Here is a 22,275-nt window from a genome sequence, read left to right as displayed (position 1 = left end):
TGAGCGTGCTTTTAATTTGGGGCGTAGAAAACAAGTGTTAAAAAAATTAAGTATTTGTGTTTATTTTTTTTGATTTTATCACCGCTTTCATATGCGGCTGATGAACTCCTTGTCAAACTGGTTGTAAATGGGAAGTATGCGAGTGGATCCTGGCAATCGCCAGTATATACATTTCCAGAAAAAGGCACGAAGGTAAAAGGGTTGTACTTTGCGAATTTACCACTTAGAAACTCGTGGGAAAATATCATAGATGTCGGTATTGTGAATAATTGCGAGGTGGCTTATTATGCTGATGGAGATAAATCAGCAAGGAAACTTAATGTATCACTGAATGGGGCTACGGATAGTAAAGAGTACATTTTTTCTGAGCCAGTTTTCATTACACATTACTCTATTTCTTGTAGGATCTTTATAGAGAATAGAGAGAATGAAGATGTTGACTTTAAAGATCTTCTTATTGGGATGGCGGCGATTTTCGACGATGGTATGGAAGATGCTTTTTATGCGGCAGATGTTGACCTTAGGCTTGGTACAACCTACTCATGCACTTTATCTATCCCTGATCCCATTGTTAATTTCAGCGGCAGCGCCCAGAGTTTCCAGGCGGGGCTGAAAAAAAAGGTTAAAATTGACTCTGACTGTGCAGGTGTACCGAAAGTTGCTGTATTTCTGAATGGAACGGGAGTTCCTGATTCAGAGGGATGTTTGTCGGTAGAGAATACAACAGATCGTGATCAGTCACTGAGGATGTGTGCTGCCGGTTTCAGTTTTGATGGGTCAAAAGGCAAACAGTTTACGCTGGATAATGAAGGCAAAAGCAGCGATGAGATAGAGTTCACCTTATCCTCGCATGACCATCAGTTACCTGCGCTCGGGGAGTATAAAGGTGTAGTGCATGCGGTGATTTCGCCGAGTTAGCATTCAGTCTGCAATAAGGCGTATGGACTGATGAGGGCACTGCTGCTGCCTGGAACTGTCGCGGTTATCCATGCGGCCAGTGATTCTGCCGTTATCACCCTTACCGGCCGCGTGGTGGCGAATACCTGCACCATTGCTTCCGGCTCAAAGACGCAGACCATTCCTTTGGATAATGTTGCCGATCGGGATCTCAAAGGTAAGGGCACCACCGCCGGTGAGAAGACCATTGAGATTGTGCTGGAAGAGTGCGGTACGGCGGCGTCCGCAGTGAAGGTCAGCGCCTCGGGCAGCGCGGATGCCGATGATAAAACCGCCTTTGCCAACGCGATTACGGCAAAGAGTGACGGCGCCACCGGGGTGGGCCTGTACTTTTACCAGACTGACCGTACGAAAAAATTTAGTCCTGACGGTTCGGTAACCGAGAAAAGCAAACTGACCCCTTCAGAGAATAACACTCTTACCTATAAAGCGGCATACGTTGCTACTAAAGACAGCATTACGGCGGGAGAATTCAAGACGGTGGTGAATATGAATTTTGAGTATGAGTGAGGGTTAAAATGAAAGTATGGGCATCTTTTTTTCTACACCCTTCAGTGGATAACACACTCACCTGTAAAGCGGCATACGTTGCTACTAAAGACAGCATTACGGCGGGAGAATTCAGGACGGTGGTGAATATGAAGTTTGATTTTGAGTGAGGGTTATAAATGAAAATATGGATGCGACTGTTTTTTTTATGGTTGATTTGTGTATTATTGCTGCCAGCATCTTATGCTACTGCTGATCAGAGAGATGTTGAGAGCGATATGCTTGTGAGTGGAAGACATGGTACTGTTTTTTGGCAGGGTCCGTTATTATCAGATCAAGGGCTGGAGGATGTCCCATTAAATGACATCTATTTTTTAAATTTGTCACATCCAACGAACGGCATGCCTTCGTCAGGTTTAGGGATGGTGTCTAATTGCGAGATGACTTATCATACCGATGAAGATAAAAGTGAAAAAAAAATCTATGCATTGGTGACAGATGTTGCAGGAGTAACCAAATACACCTTTCCTAAGCCGGTAAAAATAACATCTTATTCTGTTTCATGCAGATCTTTTTTTGTAAATGAAGGACATGAAGATCTGGTTTTGGATGGCCGCTTCGCCACTATGGTATCTATTACTCCTGATCCAATTGGAGAGATTTTTAATGGGTATATAGCATCCGGTACCTTAGGCACCACCCCCTCATGCACATTATCAATCCCTGACCCCGTGGTGAATATGATGGGCAGCGAGCAGGGTTTCCGGGCGGGAATTGGCCGAAAGGTTAAAATCGATGCCGCCTGCAAAGGCGCATCAACCGCTTCGGTATTTCTGAATGCTGCGGGAGCTCGTGATGCGGAGGGATGTGTGGCGGTCAGTAATTCAGCAGATGATACTCAGTTACTGAGGATGTGTGCTGCCGGTTATAGTTTTGATGGCGCAAAAGGTAAACCGCTTACGCTGGATAAGGACGGGAAAAGCAGCGATGAGATAGAGTTTAAATTATCCTCCTATAATCATCAGCAGCCCGCGCCCGGGGAGTATAAAAGCGTGGTGTATGCGGTGATTTCGCCGAGTTAGCATTCAGTCTGCAATAAGGCGTATGGACTGATGCGGGCGCTGCTGCTGCCCGTAACTGGCGCCGTTACCCATGCTAACGTCAGGGATCTCAGCGATAAGGGCACCACCAGCATGTGCCTTGACTGCTGAAAATATCAGAGCATTGAGACATCTAATGCGAATGCTGGCGCTGCAATCCATCCACCGCCCGCGTTGCTCTGCGGTGACAGGGTGATAGACTGTCATTGGTCACACCCCGCCGTTTATCTGAGGGAGCAAGGCATGCACGGGATCGACTTTCGCAAAAAAATCAACTGGCAGCGCTGCTATCGCCCGCTGACGGGCACGCCTGACCGGCATACCATTCTGAGCATCTTTGAAAGCGATCGCGGGCGTATCGTTAACTCTGCCGCCATTCGCCGCCTGCAGCAGAAAACCCAGGTGTTTCCGCTGGAGCGTAATGCGGCGGTGCGTACCCGGCTGACCCACTCGCTGGAGGTGCAACAGGTGGGGCGCTATATTGCCCGTGAGGTGTTGTCGCGGCTGGAGCAGCAGGGCCAGCTGGAAGCGCTGGGGCTGGCAGAACTGACCGGGCCGTTTGAGAGCATTGTCGAAATGGCCTGCCTGATGCATGACATCGGCAACCCGCCGTTCGGTCACTTTGGTGAGTCGGCGATTAACGACTGGTTCCGCCAGACGCTGGATGCCAGCTGGCAGCCCGAGTCGGGGCGTGAGGACCGCTGTGAACCTGCGGTGCTGCGCTACCGTGAGGACGGTCTGAACGCGCTGCGTGGCCGCGTGCGGCAGGACCTGTGCCATTTTGAAGGTAATGCGCAGGCGATCCGCATGGTGCACACGCTGATGAAAATGAATCTTACCTGGGCACAGGTCGGCTGTATTCTGAAATATACCCGGCCGGCGTGGCAGACCAGCGATATTCCGGCCAGCCACGCCTACCTGATGAAAAAGCCGGGTTACTATTTATCTGAACAGCACTACGTTGAATCTCTGCGCCAGCAGCTGGATTTGCAGCCGTACTGCCGTTTCCCGCTGACCTATATCATGGAAGCCGCGGATGATATCTCCTACTGCGTGGCGGATTTAGAAGATGCGGTAGAGAAAAATATCTTCAGCGTTGAGCAACTGTACGACTATTTATATCGGCTGTGGCCCGACCACCAGCCGGACGATCTGTTTGCCAGCGTGGTGACCAGCGCCCGGGAAAAGTCGCGGATATCGGCCAGCGCCCCCTGTAACGACGATCAGTTCTTTATGTATTTACGCGTAAATACCGTTGCCCGACTGGTGCCACATGCGGCGGATCGCTTTATCGATCATCTGCCGGCGGTCTATCAGGGGGCATTTAATGAAGCGTTGCTGGAAGACGGCAGTCCGCACAGCCAGCTGCTGGACATTTTCAAAAAAGTGGCCTTTAGTCATGTATTTAACCACCCCGAAGTGGAACAGCTGGAGCTGCAGGGTTATCGGGTAATTGGCGGTTTGCTGACCATCTATCAGCCGCTGTTGCGCTTAAGCCGTGCTGAATTTAGCGAGTTGCTGGCGAAGGACTATTTAAAAGGTTATCCGATTGAAACACGCCTGTTTCATAAACTCTCCAGCCGTTTCAGGCAGGCGTATGGCGAAGCGGTTCTGGCGCTGGATAACGGCGACGGTGCCAGTGATATCCTCGAGTATTATTACCGTGCCCGCCTGTTGCAGGATTATATCAGCGGCATGACCGACCTCTATGCGTGGGATGAGTACCGGCGGCTGATGGCGGTAGAGTGATTCAGTATTGCGTGCAGTTTTGTAAAGGAAATCAATAAATTTTTACCTTTACCCGATACCGCGTACATGAACTTACCGCTAAAAAATTAATCTCACTTTCACAACCACAGCAATGGTTATCTTTCGCGAATTATTTGAGAGCCTGAAACATGAAAAAAACCACATTAGTTTTGAGCGCACTTGCGCTGAGCCTGGGTCTGGCGCTGAATCCGTTAGCCGCCAGCGCTGCTGAAACCGCATCTTCCTCTTCCACCCAGCAGCTGCCAAGCCTGGCTCCGATGCTGGAAAAAGTGATGCCGTCGGTGGTCAGCATCAACGTGGAGGGCAGCACCACCGTGCGCACCCCACGCCTGCCGCAGCAGTTCCAGCAGTTCTTTGGCGATAACTCGCCTTTCTGTCAGGAGGGCTCACCGTTCCAGTCCTCACCGATGTGTCAGGGCGGCAGCGGCCCGGCGGGCGATGATGCCCAGCAGCAGAAATTCCGTGCGCTGGGCTCCGGCGTGGTGATCAACGCCGATAAGGGCTACGTGGTGACCAATAATCACGTGGTGGATAACGCTACCAAAATTCAGGTGCAGTTGAGCGACGGCCGCAAATATGACGCCAAGGTGATCGGTAAAGATCCGCGTTCGGATATCGCACTGATCCAGCTGAAGGATGCCAAAAATCTGACGGCGATTAAGATTGCTGATTCCGATGCGCTGCGCGTGGGCGATTACACCGTAGCGATCGGTAACCCGTATGGCCTGGGCGAAACCGTGACCTCCGGTATCGTCTCTGCGCTGGGGCGCAGCGGGCTGAACGTGGAAAACTACGAGAACTTTATCCAGACCGATGCGGCGATTAACCGCGGTAACTCCGGCGGCGCGCTGGTGAACCTGAACGGTGAGCTGATCGGGATTAATACCGCGATTCTGGCACCGGACGGCGGCAATATCGGCATCGGTTTTGCTATCCCGAGTAATATGGTGAGAAACCTGACCGGTCAGATGGTGGAGTACGGCCAGGTCAAACGTGGCGAACTGGGTATCATGGGCACCGAGCTGAACTCAGAGCTGGCCAAGGCGATGAAGGTGGATGCCCAGCGCGGTGCTTTCGTCAGCCAGGTGGTGCCGAAGTCGTCTGCGGCGCAGGCCGGGGTGAAGGCCGGTGATGTGATCGTGTCGATTAACAATAAGCCGATCTCCAGCTTCTCCGCGCTGCGTGCTGAGGTCGGATCGCTGCCGGTGGGGACGAAGATGGAACTGGGGCTGATTCGTGACGGTAAGCCGCTGACGGTGAACGTTGAACTGCAGCAGAGCGCCGGGGCAAAGGTCGATTCCGGGACGATTTATAACGGTATTGAAGGTGCTGACCTGAGCAACGTGGACACTAAAGATGCCAAAGGCGTGAAGGTGGATAACGTGAAGGCCGGTTCAGCGGCGGCGCGTATCGGGCTGAAGAAAGGCGATGTGATCCTCGGTGTGAATCAGCAGCCGATCGCCAATCTGGGCGAGCTGCGTAAGATCCTCGATACTAAGCCATCGGTGCTGGCGCTGAATATTCAGCGTGGTGACAGCAGCATCTATCTGCTGATGCAGTAAGTTTTAACGGGTCGATAAAAAAACGGTGCTCATTATGGGCACCGTTTTTATTTGAGGGCTTGTTAAGGGCATGTCGCCTGAATGACCGAGATACCCGGGCCTGTCACCGGGCGACCCTGCGCGGGCAAGCCGCTCCGGGCTCATCCCACTTCCTTCCCTAATCACTGGCATTGTAGTTGACTAATGGTTTTAAAGCCCTGGGTCTTTCAGCTACGCGAGGTTTTGTGGGCAATCGGGGGATATCCGGGTTAGCGGACCGTCGGGCACATGGACGTGCCCGGCCGAGCGCAGGGAGGGTGTAGCGGGTCCGCGTTCCGGATATCCCCCGATAGCCAGGCTCCGGAATCTGAAGCGACTGGCTAGCCGGGTGTAAGAAGGTATTAGCGGCTGTTGCGGGTCAACTTGTCGAGATCGGATTCGATTTCGGCGATTTTGTTGGAGACTACGCTTTCCAGGTGACGCAGGTCGTCGAGGATTTTGCGTTTCAGGTCAACTTCCACCTGGTCGCGCTGGCAGATCAGGTCCAGCTCGTCGATCACGTAGCGCAGGTTAGGGCTGATTTCCTGGATCTCTTTGTAGCCGAGGCTGGCGTTGTCGGCGACCACGGTTTTACGCTGACGCGGGTATTTGAATTTGACGCTTTTAGCGAAGAATTCACCTTTGTCTTTGCGGAAGTAGATTTTCAGGATGTCATTACTGGCTTCCTGACGCAGGCTGTAGCGGTCGATGTCTTCAGGAGAAGCAATACCCAAACCTTTAAGATTGTCGTACATGGTTTTTGATCCTTATGCGGGAGTTTGTCGTTACGGCTGCGCGTCGCAATTACTGCGTTGTGCAGTGCTCGCTATCCTCATGTACTTATGTACATTCCGGTAGCTGTGCGCTGTACGCCTTGTACTTGCTTAGCTCGCTCGTCCCGTACTACCGTGATCTATGCCTGTAAAATCAGATCGGGGATCGCGAGTGCGCTGAATGGCGCGGATTATACGCCTGAATTGTGAGCAATATCACTATCTGTTGAGAAATTATGCGCAGAGTGGCAATGGGGGGAAGTGTAAAGAATAGATTACGGGCCACCGGGGTGACCCGCAGGGGAATTAGTCGATGGTGCGCAGCAGTTCGTTGATGCCCACTTTGCCGAGGGTTTTGGCGTCGACTTTCTTCACGATAACCGCACAGTACAGGCTGTAGCTGCCGTCTTTTGACGGCAGGTTGCCGGAAACGACCACCGAGCCCGCCGGCACGCGGCCGTAGGTCACTTCGCCGGTTTCGCGGTCGAAGATTTTGGTGCTCTGACCGATGTAAACGCCCATCGAGATTACCGCGCCTTCTTCCACGATGACGCCTTCCACGATCTCAGAGCGTGCGCCGATAAAGCAGTTGTCTTCGATGATGGTCGGGTTAGCCTGCAGCGGCTCCAGTACGCCGCCGATGCCAACGCCGCCTGACAGGTGGACGTTTTTACCGATCTGCGCGCAGGAACCCACGGTAGCCCAGGTATCAACCATCGAGCCTTCATCGACGTACGCACCGATGTTGACGTAAGACGGCATCAGCACGGTGTTACGGGCAATGTACGCGCCCTGGCGAACGGCGGCCGGTGGCACCACGCGGAAGCCCTCTTTTTTGAAGCGCGCGTCGTCGTAGTCGGCAAATTTCATCGGAACTTTGTCGTAGTAGCGGCTCTCTGCGCCATCAATTACCTGATTGTCATTGATGCGGAAAGAGAGCAGAACCGCTTTCTTCAGCCACTGGTGGGTGACCCACTGGCCGTCAATCTTCTCTGCCACGCGCAGGGCACCGCTGTCCAGCAGGCCGATCACCTGGTTAACGGCTTCGCGGGTAACGGTATCCGCGTTGGCCGGGGTGATCTCCGCACGGCGCTCGAAGGCCGCTTCAATAACACTCTGTAACTGTTGCATGTTGGTCTCTTCCTGGTTTTGCCATCCGCGATAAACAAGGATCCGCTGGCGGATTCGGCGGGTGGCGCTGTTAAAAGTCGTTCCGGGTCACACTTTATCGTTTGGATTAAGGGCCTCTGTCAACCGTTGTTGCAGTCGTTCGCGCAAATCAGCGTCCAGCGCCCGGCGATCGCTGTTGGCCAGAATAAACAAATCTTCGACCCGTTCACCGATGGTGCTGATGCGTGCGCCGTGCAGCGAAACGTTGAGATCGGCGAAAACTTCCCCGACCCGCGCCAGCAGGCCGGGCTGATCGAGCGCCACCAGTTCCAGATAGGTGCGGCGATCGGTGTGGGTCGGCAGGAAGTTGACCTCGGTATCGACGTTAAAATGTTTCAGCCGCGCCGACTGGCGGCGGATGCGCGGCGGCTGCCAGTGCGTCTGGCCGATGGCCTGCACCAGCGCGATACGGATAAACTCCTGGCGATCCGCCGACAGCGGGCTGCCGTCCGGCTCCAGCACGATAAAGGTGTCCATCGCCATGCCGTCGCGGCTGGTGAAAACCTGCGCGTCGTGCACGCTCAGATTACGGCGATCCAGCTCCCCGGCCACGGCGGCAAACAGGTAGGGGCGGTCCGGGCTCCAGATAAAGATTTCCGTTCCGCCGCGGGTGGCCTGCGGGCTGACCAGCACCAGCGGCTGGCTGAGGTCGTGCATCAGCAGATGGCGCGCGTGCCACGCCAGCTGGTTGGGCGTGTGGCGCAGGAAGTAGTCCGCGCGGCAGCGGTTCCAGATGTCGTGCAGCGCCCGCTCGTCGATGTTGTCCATCCGCAGCAGCGCCAGCGCCTGCAGCCGGTGGTGGCGCACCCGTTCGCGCAGGTCCGGGCTGTTTTCCATCCCCCGGCGCAGCTGTTTTTCGGTGGCAAAGAACAGCTCGCGCAGCAGGCTCTGTTTCCAGCTGTTCCACAGGGTGCCGTTGGTGGCACAGATATCGGCCACCGTCAGGCAGACCAGGTAGCGCAGGCGGTTCTCATTCTGCATCACTTCGGCAAACTGCTGGATCTCCGTCGGGTCCTGGATGTCGCGCCGCTGGGCGGTCACCGACATTAGCAGGTGGTGGCGCACCAGCCAGGCGACCAGCTGGGCTTCCCGCGAGTTAAGGCCGTGTAATTCGGCAAACTCCAGCGCGTCCTGCGCGCCGAGGATCGAGTGATCGCCGTGGCGACCTTTGGCGATATCGTGGAACAGTGCGGCCATCAGCAACAGTTCTGACTGTGGTAACCGTGGCCACAGCTCAACGCACAGCGGGTGGCGGCTGCGGGTGGCTTCGTCCGCGAAGCTCTCCAGCTTTTGCAGCACGCGTATGGTGTGCTCGTCGACGGTGTAGGCGTGGAACAGGTCAAACTGCATCTGGCCGACGATGTTGCTCCACAGCGGCATGTAGGCCTGTAGCACGCTGTGCCGGTGCATCGGCACCAGCGCCCGGCTGACCGCGCCGGGGTGGCGCAGAATCGACAGGAACATCTCCCGCGCCGCCGGCAGGGTGCAGAGCGGCTGTGCCAGGCTGCGTCGCGCGTGGCGCAGGTGGCGCAGCGTGGAGGAGTAGATGCCGGTGATTTTCGGCGTGCGCACCATGGTGTGGAACAGGCGCATGATAGCGATCGGATCGCGGCTGAACAGATCGTCATCACGCAGGTCGATCAGCGTGCCGCGCAGCTGGAATTCCGTGTCCAGCGGACGCGGTTTTTCATCGGTCGGCAGCGCGAGGATCGCCTCGTCGAACAGCTGCAGCAGCATCTGGTTGAGTTCGGCGATGCGCCGGGTGACGCGGAAGAAGTCCTTCATCATGCGTTCCACCGGCTCGTTGCCTTCGCCCTGATAGTTAAGGCGGCGGGCGACGTTGAGCTGGCGGTCAAACAGTAGCCGGTTGTCGTAGCGGGTCAGGGCCAGGTGCAGGGCGAAGCGGATGCGCCACAGGAAGCTCTGGCACTCGTTAAGCTCGTTGCGCTCGGTCTCCATCAGGAAGCCGAAGCCGACCATCTCATCCAGCGAGGTGGCCCCGAAGTGGCGGCGCGCCACCCACAGCAGGGTATGGATATCGCGCAGGCCGCCGGGGCTGCTTTTGATATCCGGCTCCAGATTGTAGCTGGTGCCGTGGTAGCGCTGGTGGCGCTCCTGCTGCTCGGCAATTTTGGCGGCGAAAAAGCGGTCCGAGGGCCAGAAGCCGTCGCTGAACACGTTTTTTTGCAGCTCAAGGAACAGGGCCAGGTCGCCGGTCAGCATACGTGACTCAATCAGGTTGGTGGCGACGGTCAGATCTGACAGCCCCTCCAGCAGACACTCCTCCAGCGTACGCACGCTGTGGCCGACCTCCAGCCGCAGGTCCCACATCAGCGTCAGCAGTTCGCTGGTGCGTCGGGCATCTTCGTCTGACAGCGGCTGACGGCTTAAGATCAGCACGTCGATATCCGACAGCGGGTGCAGTTCACCACGCCCGTAACCCCCGACCGCTACCAGCGCCACGCCCTCCTGCTCCGGGAAGCCAAAGAAGCGCCACAGGCGCCGCAGCAGGCGGTCAATAAACAGGGTGCGGGCGGCGATCAGCGTTTCGGCGTCCTGCCCGGCGTCAAAGGCGTCGGCCAGGTAGCGCTGGAAGTGGTCCAGGTGCTGGCGCAGGCCGTCGCGATTGAGTTCTTCGTCCTGCCAGTAAACCGGCGACTTGGTTAATTTTTTCAGGACGGTTGCGTCTGTCAGCTCTTTTGTCATCTCACCCGCTCCGGGACTACAGCCATTAAAAAAGCCGGCGATTGCCGGCTTAGCGCTATCTTACACGTGACCGGCGTGCCGACTGTAGCGTGCAATCATAGGATTATCTTATTACTTAACCGGCGTTGTTAAGCAGCGCCGGAATGGTGTCATCTTTACGCAGCGTCATAATTTCACAGCCGTTTTCCGTCACCACCAGCGTGTGTTCATACTGGGCTGACAGGCTGCGGTCTTTGGTTTTCACCGTCCAGCCGTCTTTCATGCTGCGAATGCGGTAGTCGCCGGCGTTGACCATCGGTTCGATGGTGAAGGCCATGCCCGCCTGCAGCACCACGCCGCCGTCATCGGCATCATAGTGCAGCACCTGGGGCTCTTCGTGGAAGCCTTTGCCGATGCCGTGGCCGCAGTATTCACGCACCACGGAGAAATCCTGCGCTTCAACAAACTTCTGGATCTCACGGCCGATAGTGCGCAGCCGCACGCCCGGCTTCACCATACGCAGCGCCAGGTAGAGGCTCTCCTGGGTGACGCGGCACAGCCGCTCGCCCTGGATGGTGGGTGTGCCTGCGATAAACATGGTGGAGGTATCGCCGTGATACTCGTCTTTGATCACCGTGACGTCGATATTGACGATATCGCCATCTTTGAGGATCTTCTCCTCGCTCGGAATACCGTGGCACACCACTTCATTCACCGAGATACAGACCGATTTCGGGAAGCCGTGATAGCCGAGGCAGGCGGAGATCGCCTGCTGGTGGTTGACGATATAATCGTGGCACAGGCGGTCGAGCTCAGCGGTGCTGACGCCCGGCTGCACGTGGGGTCCGATCATCTCCAGCACCTCGGCGGCGAGACGCCCGGCGACGCGCATTTTTGCGATTTCTTCTTGGGTTTTAATTGAGATTGCCATTCATTCGATCCGCGGTTGTCGCTATTTTCGACAATACTAAACAAAGTGCAGCAATGGTAGCAGTCCACCCGGACCCTGCCAAATGCAGTTTGTGGCAGGCGTTGTCGGGCCGCAGGTCAGCGTGGCGGTACTGCTCAGTAAGCCAACAAAAGTTGGCGTCACCGGTCGGTTTATGGTATAAAGCGCGCCGACGATTCTCTGTGTGGTGATAGTTGCCGGACAGGGGGACGCAAAATCTCATTTTGTGTAAATAACACACATGTATCGACACCTACGCCGGGGTGCCTGGATGATTTGTAAAAATCGATGGGTCGGTTGTACGGGATACATGGAGGCTTAACCCCAAACACTTTTATTAGAGGTAATCATGGCAACTGTTTCCATGCGCGACATGCTCCAGGCCGGTGTACACTTTGGTCACCAGACCCGTTACTGGAACCCGAAAATGAAGCCTTTCATCTTCGGCGCTCGTAACAAAGTTCACATCATCAACCTGGAAAAAACAGTACCACTGTTCAACGACGCTCTGGCTGAGCTGAGCAAGATCTCTGCCCGTAAAGGTAAGATCCTGTTTGTTGGTACTAAGCGCGCTGCAAGCGAAGCGGTAAAAGAGCAAGCTCTGAGCTGCGACCAGTTCTTCGTTAACCACCGCTGGTTGGGTGGCATGCTGACTAACTGGAAAACCGTTCGTCAGTCTATCAAACGTCTGAAAGATCTGGAGATTCAGTCTCAGGACGGTACTTTCGACAAACTGACCAAGAAAGAAGCGCTGATGCGCGCTCGTGAACTGGCCAAGCTGGAAAACAGCCTGGGTGGTATCAAAGACATGGGCGGCCTGCCAGACGCACTGTTTGTTGTAGATGCAGACCACGAACACATCGCTATCAAAGAAGCAAACAACCTGGGTATCCCGGTATTTGCTATCGTTGATACCAACTCTGATCCAGACGGCGTTGACTTCATTATCCCAGGTAATGACGATGCGATCCGTGCTGTGAACCTGTACCTGACTGCAGTGGCTACCACTGTACGTGAAGGTCGTTCACAGGACCTGGCTCAGCAGGCTGAAGAAAAGTTCGCCGACGCTGAGTAATAAGGCTTGCTCGTTACCGAGCCCTTATCAATCAGATGTGAATCTGTAAGGGGCCTTGTCGGCCCCTTTATTTTTTCGACTTCGCTTTGCCGTTTGTCACATTCGGCGGGGCAGAATGTTTCTCCCGAGAATAGGCATTTGTGGCCGTTGACCGGCACATCTCACAAATGCTGCGCTAACCGAGGATTAGAGAATGGCTGATATTACCGCTGCTCTGGTAAAAGAACTGCGCGAGCGCACTGGCGCTGGCATGATGGATTGTAAGAAAGCACTGACCGAAGCCAACGGCGACATCGAGCTGGCGATCGAGAACATGCGTAAATCTGGCGCGATCAAAGCCGCTAAGAAAGCAGGCAACGTGGCTGCTGATGGCGTGATCAAAACCAAAATCGTTGGCAACTACAGCGTGATTCTGGAAGTTAACTGCCAGACCGACTTCGTTGCTAAAGATGCCGGTTTCCAGGCCTTCGCTGATAAAGTGCTGGAAGCTGCTGCTGCCGGTAAAATCACCGACGTTGAAGTTCTGAAAGCGCAGTTCGAAGAAGAGCGCGTTGCACTGGTTGCTAAAATCGGTGAGAACATCAACATCCGTCGCGTAGCATCCCTGGAAGGCGACGTGCTGGGCAGCTACCTGCACGGCGCACGTATCGGCGTACTGGTTTCTGCTAAAGGCGCTGACGAAGAGCTGGTTAAGCAGGTTGCTATGCACGTTGCTGCCAGCAAGCCAGAATTCGTTAAGCCAGAAGACGTGTCTGCTGAAGTGGTAGAGAAAGAGTACCAGGTTCAGCTGGACATCGCGATGCAGTCTGGTAAGCCAAAAGAGATCGCAGAGAAAATGGTTGAAGGCCGCATGAAGAAATTCACCGGCGAAGTTTCTCTGACCGGCCAGCCTTTCGTTATCGACCCAAGCAAAACCGTGGGCCAGGTTCTGAAAGAGCACAATGCTGACGTTGTTAACTTCATCCGCTTTGAAGTGGGCGAAGGCATTGAGAAAGTTGAGACCGATTTCGCAGCAGAAGTTGCGGCGATGTCCAAACAGTCTTAATGGTTTGAAGAGAGCCGCCGGAAGGCGGTTCTTTTTTGCCTGCCTGCCGGGCAGCGCATTTTCAGTCTCATCCCAATCGCTTTTTAACGGCGTTTGACGGATGATACCGCACAGTTAACCCCCCTTTTCGACGATAGCTCCAGGAAGAAAACACCATGGCGACCAATGCAAAACCCGTATATCAACGTATCCTGCTGAAACTGAGTGGCGAAGCACTGCAAGGTGCTGAAGGCTTCGGTATCGATGCCAGCGTGCTGGATCGTATGGCTCAGGAAGTGAAAGAGCTGGTAGAACTGGGCATTCAGGTGGGCGTGGTGATCGGCGGGGGGAACCTGTTCCGCGGTGCTGGCCTGGCTCAGGCCGGTATGAACCGCGTAGTCGGCGACCATATGGGCATGCTGGCGACCGTAATGAACGGTCTGGCAATGCGCGATGCACTGCATCGTGCCTATGTGAACGCCCGCCTGATGTCGGCGATCCCGCTCAACGGCGTGTGTGATAACTACAGCTGGGCAGAAGCGATCAGCCTGCTGCGTAACAACCGCGTGGTGATCTTCTCTGCCGGTACCGGTAACCCGTTCTTTACCACCGACTCTGCCGCCTGCCTGCGCGGTATTGAGATTGAAGCCGACGTGGTACTGAAGGCGACTAAAGTGGACGGCGTTTACTCTGCGGACCCGGTGAAGCACCCGGATGCCACGCTGTACGAACAGCTCTCCTATGCGGAAGTGCTGGAGCAGGAGCTGAAAGTGATGGATCTGGCGGCCTTTACGCTGGCCCGTGACCACAAGCTGCCGATTCGCGTATTCAATATGAACAAGCCTGGCGCACTGCGTCGCGTGGTGATGGGTGAAAAAGAAGGCACGTTGATTACGCATTAATATCAGTCAGCGCATAAAATAAGGTATATTCTGCCCGTCAGAATTATCGAAGAGTATTCAGAATCGCTGCAGGCCGTGGCCCGCAGCGGGTCGATCAAACAGAATCCAAGGGTTCCAACGTGATTAACGAAATCAGAAAAGATGCTGAAACGCGCATGGATAAATGCGTTGAAGCGTTCAAAAGCAACATCAGCAAAATCCGCACCGGCCGCGCTTCTCCGGCGATCCTCGATGGCATCATGGTGATGTACTACGGCGCGCCGACCCCGCTGAAGCAGTTAGCCAGCGTGACCGTTGAAGACTCCCGTACCCTGAAAGTGAACGTGTTCGACCGTTCAATCAGCGGCGCGGTAGAAAAAGCGATCATGACCTCTGACCTCGGCCTGAACCCAAGCTCGGCCGGCACCGATATTCGCGTCCCGCTGCCTGCGCTGACCGAAGAGCGTCGTAAAGATCTGATCAAAATCGTCCGTGGTGAAGCCGAGCAGGGCCGTGTCTCTGTGCGTAACGTGCGCCGCGACGCGAACGATAAAGTTAAAGCGTTGCTGAAAGACAAAGAGATCAGTGAAGATGAAGATCGTCGTTCACAGGATGACGTGCAGAAGCTGACGGACGTGTTCATCAAGAAAATTGATGCCTCCCTGGCTGAAAAAGAAGCGGAGCTGATGGACTTCTAAGTCGATCACCCTGTGACGAAACGCCGTGCAGATGGTCCTTTAAATGACAGGGCGGTCTGGCGGCGTTTTGCATTTGTTAACCCTCCTGGCGGGCACGGTTTCCCTTCGCGCCAGGCCACGATACAGAGCAGCCTCATGAAACAATTGACCATTCTCGGTTCCACCGGCTCGATTGGCACCAGCACGCTGGCCGTAGTCCGCGCCAACCCCGAACGCTTTGCCGTGACGGCGCTGGTGGCCGGGCGTAACGTTGAGCTGATGGCCGAGCAGTGTCTGACGTTTCGTCCACGCTATGCCGCGATGGCTGATGAAGGCTCTGCCGCTGAACTGCGGGCGCGGCTGCATGGCCTGAACGTCACGACAGAAGTGCTCAGCGGCGAACAGGCGGCCTGCGATCTGGCGGCGCTGGACGAGGTGGATCAGGTGATGGCGGCGATCGTTGGCGCGGCGGGATTAACTCCGACTCTGGCCGCCATCCGCGCCGGTAAAACGGTGTTGCTGGCCAATAAAGAGGCGCTGGTCACCTGCGGGCGTCTGTTTATGGAGGCGGTAAGCGCCTCCAGCGCGCAGCTGCTGCCGATCGACAGTGAACACAACGCCATTTTTCAGAGTATGCCTGCTGCCATCCAGCAGCAGTTAGGTTACGCTTCGCTGCAGGATAATGGCATTGACAGTATTATCCTGACCGGATCGGGTGGCCCCTTCCGTGACACGCCGCTGGCTGACCTGCATCATGTGACGCCGGACCAGGCTTGTGCACATCCAAACTGGTCAATGGGGCGTAAAATCTCCGTCGATTCGGCCACCATGATGAATAAAGGCCTGGAATATATTGAAGCCCGCTGGCTGTTTAATGCCACCGATAAGCAGATGGAGGTGATCCTGCATCCGCAATCGGTGATTCATTCAATGGTTCGCTACCGCGATGGCAGCGTGATTGCGCAGCTGGGTTCACCGGATATGCGTACGCCGATTGCCCATGCGATGGCCTGGCCCGAGCGCGTCAGCTCGGGTGCACCCGCGCTTGATTTTACCCGCATGAAGGCGCTGAGCTTCTGCGAGCCGGACTTCGCGCGCTATCCCTGCCTGAAACTGGCGATCGACGCCAGCCTGGCAGGGCAGGCCGCCACCACCACGCTCAACGCCGCCAACGAAGTGGCCGTGGCGGCGTTTCTGGCCGGTGGCATCCGCTTCACCGACATTGCGTCCCTGAACGTGGCGGTGCTGGAGGGGCTGGCAACGGCGGAGCCCGACTCTGTGGAAGCGGTCATTGCCATCGACGGTGAAGCACGGGTGCGTGCCACGGCGCTGCTACCGCGGTTTGCCTTACATCGTGCATAACGCGATTTAACGCACCGCCATTTGTGAGCCTTGGGAGGAGATGATATAGTCTTCGCCCACTGTTCAGGCAGCTTGCCGGCTCATTGCCGCATGGCTGTCCGGGGTGGCGGGGCGCTGGCAACTGAGCAGACAAGATATTTCAGAAGCCCTGGCCTTTCTGAATAAGGAAATAAATACGCGTTATGTCGTCCGAAAATCAATTAGAAATCGATGACCAGAAAGGGCACGGCCCTCGCCATGTGGCCATCATTATGGATGGCAACGGCCGCTGGGCGAAAAATCAGGGCAAACTGCGCATTTCCGGCCACAAGGCCGGTGTGAAGTCGGTACGGCGCGCGGTCAGTTTTGCGGTCAGCCATAAGCTCGATGCGCTGACGCTGTATGCGTTCAGCAGTGAAAACTGGAACCGTCCGCAGCAGGAAGTGTTAGCGTTGATGGAGTTGTTTGTCTGGGCGCTCGATAGCGAAGTCAAAAGTCTCCATAAGCATAATGTCAGGCTACGAATTATCGGTGACGTCAGCCGGTTTAACGCTCGTTTACAGGAGCGTATCCGCCGTGCTGAGGAACTTACTCAACAAAATAATGGACTGACGCTCAACATAGCCGCGAATTATGGCGGTCGTTGGGATATTATCCACGGAGTCAGAAAGATTGCAGAGCAGGTACAGGAAGGCCTTCTTCGTCCCGATCAAATCGAAGAAGAGACGCTGGCCTCTCATCTGTGCATGAATGAACTGGCTCCGGTGGATCTGGTAATAAGGACCGGGGGAGAGCATCGCATCAGTAACTTCCTGCTGTGGCAAGTTGCCTACGCAGAGTTCTGGTTTACCGAAACGCTCTGGCCTGATTTTGATGAACAAGTTTTTGAAGGTGCACTGAATGCGTTTGCACAACGAGAGCGCCGTTTTGGCGGCGCAGCACCCGGCAGCGCATAAGCGCACTGGGGGTAATCCTTGCTGAAGTCTCGCCTGATTACCGCATTAATTTTGATTCCCATCGTGATCGCGGCGCTGTTTTTGCTGCCACCTCTGGGTTTTGCCATCGTCATCTTAGCGATCTGCATGCTGGCCGCATGGGAATGGGGCCAGTTCGCCGGTTTTGCTGCGCGCTCTCAGCGTATCTGGCTGGCAGTGCTGTGTGGCTTGCTGCTCTCCCTGATGCTGTTTACGCTGCCGGCCTGGCAAAGTGCGCTGGACGTGCCGCAGATCGGCGGCGCGCTGTGGATCTCGCTGATATGGTGGCTGGCGGCGCTGCTGCTGGTGCTGCGCTACCCTGGCTCCGCCGCCTTCTGGCGTTCGTCGAAACCGCTGCGCCTGCTGTTTGGCCTGCTGACCATTGTGCCATTCTTCTGCGGCATGCTGGTGCTGCGCCAGTATCACTACGCTACCGATCACTACGCGGGAGCCTGGTGGTTGCTGTACGTGATGGTGCTGGTCTGGGGCGCTGATTCCGGTGCCTACATGTTTGGCAAGCTGTTCGGTAAGCACAAGCTGGCACCGAAAGTGTCACCGGGTAAAACCTGGGAAGGCTTTCTCGGCGGCCTGGTGACCTCGGCGCTGATCTCATGGTTATTCAGCGTGTTCGCGCCGCTGCAGGTGGATCTCTCCACGCTGCTGATCTGCTCAATTGCCGCCGCGCTGGCCTCGGTGCTGGGCGACCTGACGGAAAGTATGTTCAAACGCGAAGCGGGTATTAAGGATAGCGGCAGTCTGATCCCCGGTCACGGTGGCATTCTGGACCGCATTGACAGCCTGACGGCGGCGGTACCGGTGTTTGCCTGCCTGCTGCTGTTAGTTTTTGGCGCGCTGTAGGGAAACACTATGTTAAGCGTACTCTGGAGTCTTGCGGCCTTTATCGTCGCGCTGGGAATTCTGGTCACGGTGCACGAATTTGGTCACTTCTGGGTGGCCCGTCGTTGCGGCGTGAAGGTCGAACGCTTTTCCGTCGGCTTTGGTAAGGCGCTGTGGCGCCGCCGTGACAAGCAGGGCACCGAGTATGTTATTGCCCTGATCCCTCTCGGCGGCTACGTTAAAATGCTCGACGAACGCGTCGAGAGCGTGCCGCCCGAATTGCGTCACCAGTCCTTCAACAATAAAACGGTCCTGCAGCGGGCGTCGATTATCGCCGCCGGTCCGATCGCTAACTTCATCTTTGCTATCCTTGCCTACTGGCTGGTGTTTATCATCGGCGTGCCCGGCGTACGCCCGGTGGTTGCTGAAATAGTAAGCGGCTCGCCGGCCGCCAGCGCACAAATTACCCCAGGAACGGAACTTAAAGCCGTCGACGGTATCGAAACGCCTGACTGGGATGCTGTGCGCATGGCGCTGGTGGCGAAGATCGGTGATGAAGAAACCACCTTTACCGTCGCGCCGTTTGGCACTACGCAAACCAGCGAAAAGCGGGTCTCGCTGCACAACTGGCACTTTGAGCCAGATAAGCAGGATCCGGTCACTTCACTGGGCATCCTGCCGCGCGGGCCGCAGATTGAATCGGTGCTGGCGCAGGTGCAGAGCGATTCCGCCGCCAGTAAGGCCGGTTTGCAAGCCGGCGACAGGATCGTTAAAGTCGGTGGTAAACCGCTGTCGCAGTGGCTCAGTTTCGTGACCACGGTGCGTGATAACCCCGGCAAGCCGATTGCCATCGAAGTTGAGCGGCAGGGAAGTCTGGTGGATATCACGCTGATCCCCGAAGCCAATCCGCAGAATAAGGCGGAAGGCTTTGCCGGCGTGGTGCCGAGAGTGATACCGCTGGCCGATGAGTACCGCACGGTGCGCCAGTACGGTCCGTTTGCGGCCCTCGGTGAAGCCAGCGTGAAAACCTGGCAGCTGATGAAGCTGACGGTGAGCATGCTGGGCAAGCTGATAGTGGGTGATGTGAAGTTGAACAATCTCAGCGGGCCGATTTCGATCGCGCAGGGGGCTGGGATGTCAGCGGAGTATGGGTTGATTTACTACCTGATGTTCCTGGCGCTGATTAGCGTGAACTTAGGGATTATCAATCTGTTTCCTCTGCCAGTGTTAGATGGTGGGCATTTGCTGTTCCTGGCGATCGAAAAGATTAAGGGGGGGCCGGTGTCCGAACGAGTTCAGGACTTCAGTTATCGTATCGGCTCAATTTTGCTGGTGCTGTTAATGGGGCTTGCACTTTTCAATGATTTCTCGCGCCTCTAGGTGCTCAGGAACGGCGTTGCGGGATGATTAACGCGACGCGGTTACCCCGAAAGCGACGAGAACCAGTTAGGAAGAATGCATAACAACGATGGCGATGAAAAAGTTGCTCATAGCGTCGCTGCTGCTTAGCAGCGCTACCGTATACGGTGCAGACGGATTCGTGGTGAAGGATATTCATTTCGAAGGCCTGCAGCGAGTCGCCGTCGGTGCGGCCCTGCTGAGTATGCCTGTTCGCGTGGGAGATACCGTATCAGATGAAGATCTGGGTAACACCATTCGAGCACTGTTTGCGACCGGAAATTTTGAAGACGTTCAGGTACTGCGCGATGGCAACACGCTGATCGTTCAGGTGAAAGAACGTCCGACGATTGCCAGTATCACCTTCTCCGGTAACAAAGCGGTGAAGGAAGACATGCTGAAGCAGAACCTTGAGGCTTCCGGCGTGCGCGTGGGCGAAGCCCTTGACCGCACCACCATCTCATCGATTGAGAAGGGCCTGGAAGACTTCTACTACAGCGTCGGTAAGTACAGCGCCAGCGTTAAAGCGGTGGTGACACCGCTGCCGCGTAACCGCGTCGATCTGAAACTGGTGTTCACCGAAGGCGTCTCTGCGCAAATTCAGCAGATTAACGTGGTGGGCAACAAAGCGTTCAGCTCTGAAGAGCTGATCTCCCGCTTCCAGCTGCGTGATGATGTGCCGTGGTGGAACGTGGTGGGTGACCGTAAGTACCAGAAACAGAAACTGGCCGGTGACCTCGAGACGCTGCGCAGCTTCTATCTGGACCGCGGTTATGCGCGCTTCAATATCGATTCGACCCAGGTCAGCCTGACGCCGGATAAAAAAGGTATCTACATCACCGTTAACATCACCGAAGGCGAGCAGTACAAGATCGCCGGCGTGGCGGTGAGCGGCAATCTGGCCGGGCACTCTGCTGAGATCGAAGGGCTGACGAAAATCACCCCGGGTGAGCTGTATAACGGCGCGAAAGTGACCCGCATGGAAGACGACATCAAGAAACTGTTGGGTCGTTATGGCTATGCCTATCCACGCGTGCAGACCCAGCCTGAAATTGATGATGCGGCGAAAACCGTTAAGCTGCGCGTGAACGTTGATGCCGGTAACCGTTTCTACGTGCGTAAGGTCCGCTTCGAAGGTAACGATACCTCGAAAGACGTAGTACTGCGCCGTGAAATGCGCCAGATGGAGGGTGCCTGGTTGGGCAGCGATCTGGTTGAGCAGGGCAAAGAACGTCTGAACCGTCTGGGCTATTTCGAAACCGTTGATACCGACACCCAGCGTGTGCCGGGTTCGCCCGATCAGGTAGACGTGGTCTACAAGGTGAAAGAGCGTAACACCGGTACGCTGAACTTTGGCGTCGGCTACGGCACCGAAAGCGGCGTCAGCTTCCAGGTGGGCGTCACCCAGGAGAACTGGCTGGGTACCGGTAATACCGTCGGTATCAGCGGCACCAAAAACGACTACCAGACCTATGCCGAGTTCTCTCTGACCGATCCGTACTTTACGGTTGATGGCGTCAGCCTCGGCGGTCGTGTGTTCTATAACGACTTTAAAGCCGATGACGCCGATCTGTCCGACTACACCAACAAGAGTTACGGTGTTGACGGTACGCTGGGCTTCCCGATTAACGAGAATAACAGCCTGCGCGCCGGTCTGGGTTATGTGCATAACAGCCTGTCCAACATGCAGCCGCAGATCGCTATGTGGCGTTACCTGCGCTCGGTCGGACAGAACCCGACGCTTGCCGGTGATGAAGACTTCTCTGCGGATGACTTCACCTTTAACTACGGCTGGACGTACAACACGCTTGACCGTGGGTTCTTCCCAACGGCGGGTAACCGTACCAACCTGAACGGTAAAGTGACCATTCCTGGCTCGACTAACGCCTTCTACAAAGCAACGCTGGATACGCAACAGTATCTGCCGATCGACCAGGATCATACCTGGGTGATGCTGGGCCGTGGTCGTGTTGGTTACGGTGATGGCCTGAACGGCAAAGAGATGCCGTTCTATGAAAACTTCTATGCCGGTGGTTCCAGCACCGTTCGTGGTTTCCGCTCCAATAACATTGGTCCAAAAGCGGCTTACCTGAACAACGGTTCGTCTGACTGCTCCGGCACCGACGTGAACAAAGTCTGTAACTCAGACGATGCGGTCGGCGGTAACGCGATGGCGGTGGCCAGCCTTGAGCTGATAACCCCAACGCCGTTTATCAGTGAGAAGTACTCGAACTCGGTGCGTACCTCGCTGTTCGTTGATGCCGGTACCGTCTGGGATACTAAATGGCAGAACACCGCTGAAACCCGTGCCGCAGGCGTGCCGGATTACAGTGACCCAAGTAATATCCGCATGTCAGCCGGTCTGGCACTGCAGTGGATGTCGCCTCTCGGACCGCTGGTGTTCTCTTACGCCCAGCCGTTCAAAAAGTATGATGGAGACAAGGCCGAACAGTTCCAGTTTAACATTGGTAAAACCTGGTAAGTCGGCCTCGCAGGGAAGCGCTCAGAGTATCGCGTAGCGCAACGGTGGGGGGTATCTGACCCCATTGTTACTACGCAACACATGTGTCCGTGACACAAACGTTGATGGTAAGG

General features: G+C 55.7%; 18 protein-coding genes. 14 read left to right on the top strand and 4 right to left on the bottom strand.

Going from position 1 to position 22,275, the window contains the following annotated elements; translation table 11 throughout:
• The first annotated feature begins 69 nt into the window (after nucleotides 1-69).
• The 5 genes from GKQ23_RS19525 to degP all read left to right on the top strand — a co-directional run bounded on the left by GKQ23_RS19525 (nucleotide 70) and on the right by degP (nucleotide 5,878).
• Nucleotides 70-918, top strand: coding sequence for a hypothetical protein (locus GKQ23_RS19525; RefSeq protein ID WP_212409196.1), 849 nt, complete (start codon nucleotides 70-72; stop codon nucleotides 916-918).
• A gap of 30 nt (nucleotides 919-948) precedes the next feature.
• Nucleotides 949-1,467 carry a fimbrial protein gene (locus tag GKQ23_RS19520; RefSeq protein ID WP_212409195.1) on the top strand — a complete coding sequence of 173 codons (519 nt, stop codon included), beginning with the start codon at nucleotides 949-951 and terminating at the stop codon, nucleotides 1,465-1,467.
• Nucleotides 1,468-1,625: 158 nt separating this feature from the next.
• Entirely contained in the window at nucleotides 1,626-2,528 is a 903-nt protein-coding gene (locus tag GKQ23_RS19515; protein WP_212409194.1) for a hypothetical protein, read from the top strand.
• Nucleotides 2,529-2,789: 261 nt separating this feature from the next.
• Nucleotides 2,790-4,295, top strand: a complete 1,506-nt coding sequence (gene dgt, locus GKQ23_RS19510; RefSeq protein ID WP_056236278.1) for a dGTPase — start codon at nucleotides 2,790-2,792, stop codon at nucleotides 4,293-4,295.
• 149 nt (nucleotides 4,296-4,444) lie between these two features.
• Complete coding sequence (gene degP / locus GKQ23_RS19505; protein WP_212409193.1) at nucleotides 4,445-5,878, top strand: serine endoprotease DegP; 1,434 nt, start codon at nucleotides 4,445-4,447, stop codon at nucleotides 5,876-5,878.
• A 380-nt stretch (nucleotides 5,879-6,258) separates the two neighbouring features.
• Here the strand turns inward: degP and GKQ23_RS19500 are convergent, their stop codons facing one another.
• The 4 genes from GKQ23_RS19500 to map all read right to left on the bottom strand — a co-directional run bounded on the left by GKQ23_RS19500 (nucleotide 6,259) and on the right by map (nucleotide 11,455).
• Nucleotides 6,259-6,651, bottom strand: a complete 393-nt coding sequence (locus GKQ23_RS19500; protein ID WP_056236283.1) for a DUF3461 family protein — start codon at nucleotides 6,649-6,651, stop codon at nucleotides 6,259-6,261.
• 324 nt (nucleotides 6,652-6,975) lie between these two features.
• Entirely contained in the window at nucleotides 6,976-7,800 is an 825-nt protein-coding gene (gene dapD / locus GKQ23_RS19495; protein WP_056236285.1) for a 2,3,4,5-tetrahydropyridine-2,6-dicarboxylate N-succinyltransferase, read from the bottom strand.
• 87 nt (nucleotides 7,801-7,887) lie between these two features.
• Nucleotides 7,888-10,545 (bottom strand): bifunctional uridylyltransferase/uridylyl-removing protein GlnD, encoded by a 2,658-nt coding sequence (gene glnD / locus GKQ23_RS19490; protein WP_056236288.1) that lies wholly within the window; start codon nucleotides 10,543-10,545, stop codon nucleotides 7,888-7,890.
• A gap of 115 nt (nucleotides 10,546-10,660) precedes the next feature.
• A complete protein-coding gene (gene map, locus GKQ23_RS19485) occupies nucleotides 10,661-11,455 on the bottom strand; it encodes a type I methionyl aminopeptidase (protein ID WP_056236291.1) in 795 nt (264 codons plus the stop codon).
• A gap of 367 nt (nucleotides 11,456-11,822) precedes the next feature.
• Between map and rpsB the strand changes: the two genes are divergently transcribed.
• From rpsB to bamA, 9 genes are all read left to right on the top strand, one after another.
• Nucleotides 11,823-12,548, top strand: coding sequence for a 30S ribosomal protein S2 (gene rpsB, locus GKQ23_RS19480; protein WP_056236292.1), 726 nt, complete (start codon nucleotides 11,823-11,825; stop codon nucleotides 12,546-12,548).
• Between the two features lie 193 nt (nucleotides 12,549-12,741).
• Nucleotides 12,742-13,593, top strand: coding sequence for a translation elongation factor Ts (tsf, locus tag GKQ23_RS19475; protein WP_056236295.1), 852 nt, complete (start codon nucleotides 12,742-12,744; stop codon nucleotides 13,591-13,593).
• Nucleotides 13,594-13,748: 155 nt separating this feature from the next.
• Nucleotides 13,749-14,474, top strand: coding sequence for a UMP kinase (pyrH, locus tag GKQ23_RS19470; RefSeq protein ID WP_056236298.1), 726 nt, complete (start codon nucleotides 13,749-13,751; stop codon nucleotides 14,472-14,474).
• Between the two features lie 119 nt (nucleotides 14,475-14,593).
• Nucleotides 14,594-15,151 carry a ribosome recycling factor gene (frr, locus tag GKQ23_RS19465; protein ID WP_056236300.1) on the top strand — a complete coding sequence of 186 codons (558 nt, stop codon included), beginning with the start codon at nucleotides 14,594-14,596 and terminating at the stop codon, nucleotides 15,149-15,151.
• Between the two features lie 135 nt (nucleotides 15,152-15,286).
• A complete protein-coding gene (gene ispC, locus GKQ23_RS19460; RefSeq protein ID WP_212409192.1) occupies nucleotides 15,287-16,492 on the top strand; it encodes a 1-deoxy-D-xylulose-5-phosphate reductoisomerase in 1,206 nt (401 codons plus the stop codon).
• Nucleotides 16,493-16,674: 182 nt separating this feature from the next.
• Complete coding sequence (ispU, locus tag GKQ23_RS19455) at nucleotides 16,675-17,427, top strand: (2E,6E)-farnesyl-diphosphate-specific ditrans,polycis-undecaprenyl-diphosphate synthase (RefSeq protein WP_056236304.1); 753 nt, start codon at nucleotides 16,675-16,677, stop codon at nucleotides 17,425-17,427.
• An 18-nt stretch (nucleotides 17,428-17,445) separates the two neighbouring features.
• A complete protein-coding gene (cdsA, locus tag GKQ23_RS19450) occupies nucleotides 17,446-18,303 on the top strand; it encodes a phosphatidate cytidylyltransferase (RefSeq protein WP_056236306.1) in 858 nt (285 codons plus the stop codon).
• Nucleotides 18,304-18,312: 9 nt separating this feature from the next.
• Nucleotides 18,313-19,662 (top strand): sigma E protease regulator RseP, encoded by a 1,350-nt coding sequence (gene rseP, locus GKQ23_RS19445; protein WP_101506329.1) that lies wholly within the window; start codon nucleotides 18,313-18,315, stop codon nucleotides 19,660-19,662.
• Between the two features lie 88 nt (nucleotides 19,663-19,750).
• Complete coding sequence (bamA, locus tag GKQ23_RS19440) at nucleotides 19,751-22,162, top strand: outer membrane protein assembly factor BamA (RefSeq protein ID WP_212409191.1); 2,412 nt, start codon at nucleotides 19,751-19,753, stop codon at nucleotides 22,160-22,162.
• The last annotated feature ends 113 nt before the right edge of the window (nucleotides 22,163-22,275 follow it).

Origin of the sequence: Erwinia sp. E602, assembly GCF_018141005.1 — a bacterium.
Lineage (GTDB): Bacteria > Pseudomonadota > Gammaproteobacteria > Enterobacterales > Enterobacteriaceae > Erwinia.
This window is presented reverse-complemented; position numbering and strand designations above follow the sequence as displayed.

Excerpts from the sequence above, each read along its gene's own strand:
- ispC (WP_212409192.1), top strand. The coding sequence starts at position 15,287 with ATGAAACAATTGACCATTCTCGGTTCCACCGGCTCGATTGGCACCAGC.
- bamA (WP_212409191.1), top strand. The coding sequence starts at position 19,751 with ATGGCGATGAAAAAGTTGCTCATAGCGTCGCTGCTGCTTAGCAGCGCT.
- rpsB (WP_056236292.1), top strand. The coding sequence starts at position 11,823 with ATGGCAACTGTTTCCATGCGCGACATGCTCCAGGCCGGTGTACACTTT.
- dgt (WP_056236278.1), top strand. The coding sequence starts at position 2,790 with ATGCACGGGATCGACTTTCGCAAAAAAATCAACTGGCAGCGCTGCTAT.
- GKQ23_RS19520 (WP_212409195.1), top strand. The coding sequence starts at position 949 with ATGAGGGCACTGCTGCTGCCTGGAACTGTCGCGGTTATCCATGCGGCC.
- ispU (WP_056236304.1), top strand. The coding sequence starts at position 16,675 with ATGTCGTCCGAAAATCAATTAGAAATCGATGACCAGAAAGGGCACGGC.
- glnD (WP_056236288.1), bottom strand. The coding sequence starts at position 10,545 with ATGACAAAAGAGCTGACAGACGCAACCGTCCTGAAAAAATTAACCAAG.
- tsf (WP_056236295.1), top strand. The coding sequence starts at position 12,742 with ATGGCTGATATTACCGCTGCTCTGGTAAAAGAACTGCGCGAGCGCACT.
- map (WP_056236291.1), bottom strand. The coding sequence starts at position 11,455 with ATGGCAATCTCAATTAAAACCCAAGAAGAAATCGCAAAAATGCGCGTC.
- GKQ23_RS19500 (WP_056236283.1), bottom strand. The coding sequence starts at position 6,651 with ATGTACGACAATCTTAAAGGTTTGGGTATTGCTTCTCCTGAAGACATC.
- degP (WP_212409193.1), top strand. The coding sequence starts at position 4,445 with ATGAAAAAAACCACATTAGTTTTGAGCGCACTTGCGCTGAGCCTGGGT.
- rseP (WP_101506329.1), top strand. The coding sequence starts at position 18,313 with ATGTTAAGCGTACTCTGGAGTCTTGCGGCCTTTATCGTCGCGCTGGGA.
- pyrH (WP_056236298.1), top strand. The coding sequence starts at position 13,749 with ATGGCGACCAATGCAAAACCCGTATATCAACGTATCCTGCTGAAACTG.
- dapD (WP_056236285.1), bottom strand. The coding sequence starts at position 7,800 with ATGCAACAGTTACAGAGTGTTATTGAAGCGGCCTTCGAGCGCCGTGCG.
- GKQ23_RS19515 (WP_212409194.1), top strand. The coding sequence starts at position 1,626 with ATGAAAATATGGATGCGACTGTTTTTTTTATGGTTGATTTGTGTATTA.